Source organism: Acidovorax sp. LjRoot204, from assembly GCF_056175785.1.
Genome location: NZ_JBGFFF010000208.1, coordinates 1 through 6,129 on the forward strand (window position 1 = coordinate 1; position 6,129 = coordinate 6,129).

A 6,129-nucleotide genomic window follows, 5' to 3' on the forward strand; every position below is an offset into this window, starting at 1 on the left:
CAAGAGCACAGCATGCTGTTGCGCTTGCTGGAGATTGGCTTCCTGCCCGGTGAAACCGTGCAGGTGGTCGCACGCGGCGGCTGGGGCGGCGATCCCATCGCGGTGCGGGTGGGGCAGGCCACGTTTGCGCTGCGCCGCCAGGAGGCCTCCATGGTGCAGGTGCAGCCGCTGGATGACACCAGCCTGTCTGCCAAGGAGCTGGCATGAACGCCCAGGCTACTGTGCAGCCCACCGCCGCCGATGCGCCCCTGCGCGTGGCGCTGCTGGGCAACCCCAACTGCGGCAAGACCGCGCTGTTCAACCTGCTCACCGGCGCACGCCAGAAGGTGGCCAACTACGCGGGCGTGACGGTGGAGCGCAAGGAAGGCCTGCTGCAGACCGCCGCCGGCCGCCGCGTGCGCGTGCTGGACCTGCCGGGTGCCTACAGCCTGCATGCACACAGCGTGGACGAGGCCATCACCCGCGACATCGTGCGCGGGCGCCGCGCGGGTGAGCCCGTGCCCGATGTGCTGGTCTGCGTGACCGACGCCACCCACCTGCGCCTGAACCTGCGCCTGGTGCTGGAGGCGCGCGCCCTGGGCCTGCCCATGGTGCTGGTGCTCAACATGATGGACGTGGCCGAGCGCCAGGGCATCGCCATCGACCGCGAGGCGTTGTCGCGCGAGCTGGGCATGCCTGTGCTGGCCACCGTGGGCGTGCGCGGCAACGGCGCCCAGGAGCTGGTGCAGTGGCTGGATGGCGCCAACCTGCAGCAGCTGCAGCGCCCGGTGGTGGCGCCCGATGCGGCGGCGCGCCTGGATGCGAGCGACCTGGAGGCGCAGAACGACGTGATCCGCACCCACCAGGAGGTGCGGCGCATTCTGGACCGGGCTGTGCGCGTGCCGGTGGTCAGCCTGCGGACTGACGACCGCATCGATGCAGTGGTGCTGCACCCGGTGTGGGGCCTGCTGATCCTGGCCGCCACGCTGTTCCTGATGTTCCAGGCGGTGTTCAGCTGGGCCGAGCTTCCCAAGTCATGGATTGAAGATGGCGTGGGCTGGCTGGCGGCCCTGGTCAACGCCCACATGGCCGACGGCCCCTTGCGCAGCCTGCTGACCGACGGGGTGCTGGCGGGCGCGGGTGGGGTGCTGGTGTTTTTGCCGCAGATCCTGTTCTTGTTCCTGTTCATCCTGGCGCTGGAGGACTCGGGCTATCTGCCGCGTGCGGCGTTCTTGCTGGACCGCGTGATGGGCACGGTGGGCCTGTCGGGCCGCTCGTTCATTCCGCTGCTGTCGAGTTTTGCGTGTGCCGTGCCGGGCGTGATGGCCACGCGCTCCATCACCCACTGGCGCGACCGGCTGGTGACCATCATGATCGCGCCGCTCATGACCTGCTCGGCGCGCCTGCCGGTGTATGCGCTGCTGATCGCTGCCTTCATCCCCGAGCGCACGGTGGCGGGGGTGTTCAACCTGCAGGGTGTGGTGCTGTTCGCCCTGTATGTGGCGGGCATCGTCAGCGCCATGGCCGTGGCGGCGGTGGCCAAGCTGGCCCGCAGCGATACACGGGCCACGCCGCTGATGATGGAGCTGCCCGCGTACCGCTGGCCCAGCGTGCGGGGCCTGGCCTACGGCCTGTACGAGCGGGCGGTGATTTTCATCAAGCGGGTGGGCGGCATCATCCTGGCAGTCACGGTGTTGTTGTGGTTCCTGTCCACCTACCCCGGTGCGCCGGAAGGCGCCACACAGCCTGCCATCACCTACAGCCTGGCCGGCCAGCTGGGCCGCCTGCTCGAGGTCATCGTCGCGCCCATTGGCTTCAACTGGCAGATTGCCATTGCGCTGGTGCCCGGCATGGCGGCCCGCGAGGTGGCGGTGAGTGCGCTGGGCACGGTGTACGCGCTGTCCGCCACGGGCGACGAGGTGGCCAGCCAGCTGGGGTCGTTGATTGCGGGCTCGTGGTCGCTGGCTACCGCGCTGTCGCTGATGGCCTGGTATGTGTTTGCGCCCCAGTGCATCTCCACCATCGCCGCCGTGCGGCGTGAGACCAATGGCTGGCGCTACCCGCTGCTCATGGTGGGGTACCTGTTTGCCATGGCGTATGCGGCCAGCTTTGTGACCTACCGCGTGGCGCTGGCGCTGGGCGGCGGCTGAGGGGAAACGGTGTGATGGTCCAGCAACTCATGGTCGGTCTGATCGTCCTTGCCGCAGCGCTCTATGTGCTCTGGCGGTATCTGCCCTGGCGCTGGCGCCGGGGGTTGGGCAAGGTCCACCCGGGGCTCGTCCAGTCGCCAGGCTGTGGGGGAGGCGATGGTGGGTGCAGCAGCTGCGGCAGTTGCGCGGCGCCGTCCGCGGCGGCCGCTGAAAAGCCCGTGGCCATACCCGTCCGTCGCGGGCCTGCTTCTCAGTAGTTGCTATATTTTATATAGCTGCTGGCGCATGATTCACTAGCGCTACAGGCCGTTTTGACTCAAATTGTCTACTGGTACAGCTGGCCTTGGCCCAGCGCGCTCAACGCCTGTTGCAGGTTGACGCGCGCCTGGGCCTCGCAGCGTTGCGCAAAGTAGGTTGTGCCATAGATGTGCGGGCGGTCCAGAAAGCCTCGCAGCACTGCGCTGCGCCCCGCCACATAACGCGGCCAGCGCACAAAAAAGTATTCACGCCGCACGTTGCGTTCGAACTGTCGGTACACCGCGTCACTCTGGCCCAGGATGGCGAGGTCGATGTCTACCACCCACAGCGCATCGCCGGTGAGCGGGTCCGGGGTGTGGCGGGTGTCCATCACATGCTGGCGCACGGTTTCGGCCAGCGTGGTGGGCAGCCCTTGGCCCAGCAGGAACTGTCGCGCCCAGTCGGCGCTGCGCGCCTCGTTGTGTCCGCTCCACGGCCAGTAGATGGCGTCGTGGTACCAAAGGGCGAGGGCCACAGCAGGGGGGTTGTGAAGCGCTCCGGGCTGCTGGTCCTGCACTGCCTGGAGGTGCCGCAGGCAGGCCCGCAGATGCGTGGTGTCATGGTAGGCGCGGGGCCAGCGGGCCCAGCTGCGCAGCAGGCGCCGGCCCTCGGCCCGCCAGGCGGGCGTGTCGCGCCCCAGCGCTTGGCCCAGGGCCTGCCAGTGCGCCAGCAATTCGGCGCTGTGAGCGGGCTGGCGGCGCCAGGGCATGGGGGCTTTTAGGCCAGTTTGCCCAGCAGCAGGTACTCCATCAGTGCCTTCTGCACGTGCATCCTGTTCTCTGCCTCATCCCACACCACCGACTGCGGCCCGTCGATCACATCCGCCTCGACCTCTTCGCCCCGGTGCGCGGGCAGGCAGTGCATGAAGAGGGCGTCGGGCTGGGCCGCAGCCATCATTTCGGTGTCCACGCACCAGTCGGCAAAGGCCTTCTTGCGCGCTTCGTTCTCGGCTTCGTAGCCCATGCTGGTCCACACGTCGGTGGTGACCAGGTCTGCGCCCCGGCAGGCTTCCATGGGGTTGCTGAAGAATTGATAGCTGTCAGCGCTGATTCCATGGGCACCAGCGGCCAATTTTTCATCCACCTCGTAGCCGCGTGGCGTGCTCACATGCACTTTGAAGCCCAGCAGCGATGCCGCCTGCAGCCAGGTGTTGGCCATGTTGTTGCCGTCGCCCACCCAGGCCACCGTCTTGCCCTGGATCGAGCCACGGTGTTCGATGAAGGTAAAGATGTCCGCCAGGATCTGGCAGGGGTGGTATTCGTTGGTCAGACCGTTGATCACGGGCACGCGCGAGTTGGCGGCAAAACGCTCGATCTTGGCCTGCTCATACGTGCGGATCATCACCAGGTCGGTCATGCGGCTGATGACCTTGGCGCTGTCCTCGATGGGCTCGGCGCGGCCCAGCTGGCTGTCGCCCGTGGTCAGGTGCACCACACTGCCGCCGAGCTGGTACATGCCCGCCTCAAAGCTCACGCGCGTACGGGTGCTGGCCTTCTCGAAGATCATGGCCAGCGTGCGGTCCACCAGCGGGTGGTGCTTTTCGTAGGCCTTGAACTTCTTCTTGATGAGCGCGGCGCGCTCGAACAGGTAGGCGTATTCGTCGGCGGAGAGGTCGGTGAACTGCAGGTAATGTTTCAGCGTCGTCATGGCAGTGGGGCTATTCTTCATTCAGCCAGGATGGCTTTGACCAGCGGGGTCAGCTTGGCGACGATTTCGTCGGCTTCGGCGGTGGTGAGGATCAGCGGCGGCACCAGGCGGATCACGCTGTCGGCCGTCACCGACAGCAAGAGGCCTGCCTCGGCCGCACGGCCGATCAGGGCGCCGCAGGGCTTGTTCAGCTCGATGCCCAGCATCAGGCCCTGGCCCCGGATCTCCTTCACACCGGGCAGGCCGCCCAGCTCGCGCTGCAGTGCCGCCTTGAGGTGCTCACCCACCGTGGTGGCATTTTGCAGCAGGCCGTCTTCTTCCATGATGCGAATGGTTTCGACCCCGGCGCGCATGGCCAGCGGGTTGCCGCCAAAGGTGGTGCCGTGGTTGCCGGGCTGCAGCACGTTGGCGGCCTTGGGGCCGGCCACCACCGCGCCAATCGGCACGCCCGAGCCCAGGCCCTTGGCCAGGGGCATCACGTCGGGCACGATGCCGGCCCACTGGTGSGCAAACCACTTGCCGGTGCGGCCCATGCCGCACTGCACTTCGTCRATCATCATCAGCCAGCCGCGCTCGTCGCACAGCTTGCGCAGCTGCTGAAGGTATTCCACGCGCATGGGGTTGATGCCGCCCTCGCCCTGGATGGTCTCGAAGAACACGGCCACCACGTTGGGGTTGCCTTCGGTGGCYTKCTTGAKGGCYTCGATGTCGTTSAGCGGCACGCGSAYRAARCCCTCGACCAGCGGGCCGAAGCCGCTGTAGATCTTGGGGTTGCCGGTGGCCGACATGGTGGCAATCGAACGGCCGTGGAAGGCCTTTTCGTAAACCACGATCTCGGGCTTGGCGATGCCCTTGTCCACGCCGAACTTGCGTGCAATCTTCAGGGCCGCCTCGTTGGCCTCCAGGCCCGAGTTGCAGAAGAACACGTTGGTCATGCCCGACAGCTCCACCAGCTTGGCGGCCAGCTGCTCCTGCAGGGGCGAGTGGTAGTAGTTGGAGGTGTGGATCAGCTTGGTGATCTGGTCCTGCAGCGCGGGCACCAGCTTGGCATGGTTGTGGCCCAGTGTGTTCACGGCAATGCCGCCCAGGCCGTCCAGGTATTCCTTGCCGTTCACGTCCCACACGCGGCTGCCTTGCCCACGGGCCAGCGCGATGGGTACGCGGCCATAGGTGTTCATCACGTGGGGCGAAGCTGCCGGGATGGAAGCGGTCATGCGGAAATCTCCAGACGGTACGGTGGCGAAAAAGCGAGTCACGATTCTAGGGGGAGCAGGGGTGCGGTCTGTTGACGATTGCGCATCACTGCAATGCCGGGCTCTTACCCTCTTCGGGGTGCCTATGTGTAGCGCGCCGGAGGGATTAGGGAGCTAGCTCTTATATAAGAGTTAGAATGTCGCGTTGCGGTGCAACATGCAGTGATCCTGCGTCTGTGCCCTCACTACCACTCCAATCCCCGATGGTTTCCCCCTCCTCCAAAGAAGTCTTCATCCAGGGCATCACCCATGACGGGAAAACCTTTCGTCCCAGCGACTGGGCCGAGCGGCTGGCCGGGGTGATGAGCAGCTTTCGACCCGGTGGAGCCCGGCCAGGCAGCCATCTGAGCTATTCGCCCTGGTGCATTCCCACCACGCTCAATGGCGTGAAATGTGTGGTCGTACACCGCGACCTGCAGGGGCACGAGCCCATGGCCTGGGACTTCGTGATCAATTTCGCCCGCGACAACAACCTGCAGGTGGCCGAGGCCTGCCTGCTGCCCGACCCGCCTCCTCCCGCCAAGCCCTGACCGGCCACAGTCTGGCTTCCGGCGCTGCCTGCCGTGTCGGGCCCGAGGCCTCACTGCGCAGGGGCATGCCCGCCCGGCAGCCAGCGGGCACTCCCCATCCACCCTTTGATGCGCTTCAGGCTGCCTGGCGCAGTTCTGAACCCCCAACGAAAAAACCGCCCGAAGGCGGTTTGTCCGTTTTTTTGCTGGCAGCGCACCCGTTACAAACGGCGAACGGCAGGTGCCGTTCGGGCTGTTTGCCTGAAGTGGGTCAGGCGGCCGTTGCCAGGGCTT

Annotated in this window: 6 protein-coding genes; 3 read left to right on the top strand and 3 right to left on the bottom strand. The window is 66.4% G+C overall.

Annotated elements, in window-relative coordinates; genetic code table 11:
- Together AC04MI_RS22575 and feoB are read left to right on the top strand one after the other, a co-directional pair.
- Window positions 1–207, top strand: a 207-nt coding sequence (locus AC04MI_RS22575; RefSeq protein ID WP_476498758.1) for a FeoA family protein, incomplete at its 5' end; no start/stop codon positions are given.
- Window positions 204–2,129, top strand: coding sequence for a ferrous iron transporter B (gene feoB, locus AC04MI_RS22580; RefSeq protein WP_436077764.1), 1,926 nt, complete (start codon window positions 204–206; stop codon window positions 2,127–2,129). The genes AC04MI_RS22575 and feoB, both read left to right, overlap by 4 nt.
- A gap of 325 nt (window positions 2,130–2,454) precedes the next feature.
- Here feoB and AC04MI_RS22585 read toward each other — a convergent pair whose 3' ends face one another.
- The 3 genes from AC04MI_RS22585 to AC04MI_RS22595 are packed head-to-tail and all read right to left on the bottom strand — an operon-like array spanning window position 2,455 to window position 5,287.
- The gene (locus tag AC04MI_RS22585) at window positions 2,455–3,135 is read right to left on the bottom strand and encodes an HD domain-containing protein (RefSeq protein ID WP_436077765.1); all 681 of its coding nucleotides are present in this window, start codon (window positions 3,133–3,135) and stop codon (window positions 2,455–2,457) included.
- Window positions 3,136–3,143: 8 nt separating this feature from the next.
- Window positions 3,144–4,073, bottom strand: coding sequence for an ornithine carbamoyltransferase (argF, locus tag AC04MI_RS22590; RefSeq protein WP_121942228.1), 930 nt, complete (start codon window positions 4,071–4,073; stop codon window positions 3,144–3,146).
- A gap of 17 nt (window positions 4,074–4,090) precedes the next feature.
- Entirely contained in the window at window positions 4,091–5,287 is a 1,197-nt protein-coding gene (locus AC04MI_RS22595) for an acetylornithine/succinylornithine family transaminase (protein ID WP_476498759.1), read from the bottom strand.
- A gap of 242 nt (window positions 5,288–5,529) precedes the next feature.
- Between AC04MI_RS22595 and AC04MI_RS22600 the strand changes: the two genes are divergently transcribed.
- Window positions 5,530–5,856, top strand: coding sequence for a DUF3579 domain-containing protein (locus AC04MI_RS22600; protein WP_056066664.1), 327 nt, complete (start codon window positions 5,530–5,532; stop codon window positions 5,854–5,856).
- Window positions 5,857–6,129 lie beyond the last annotated feature (273 nt).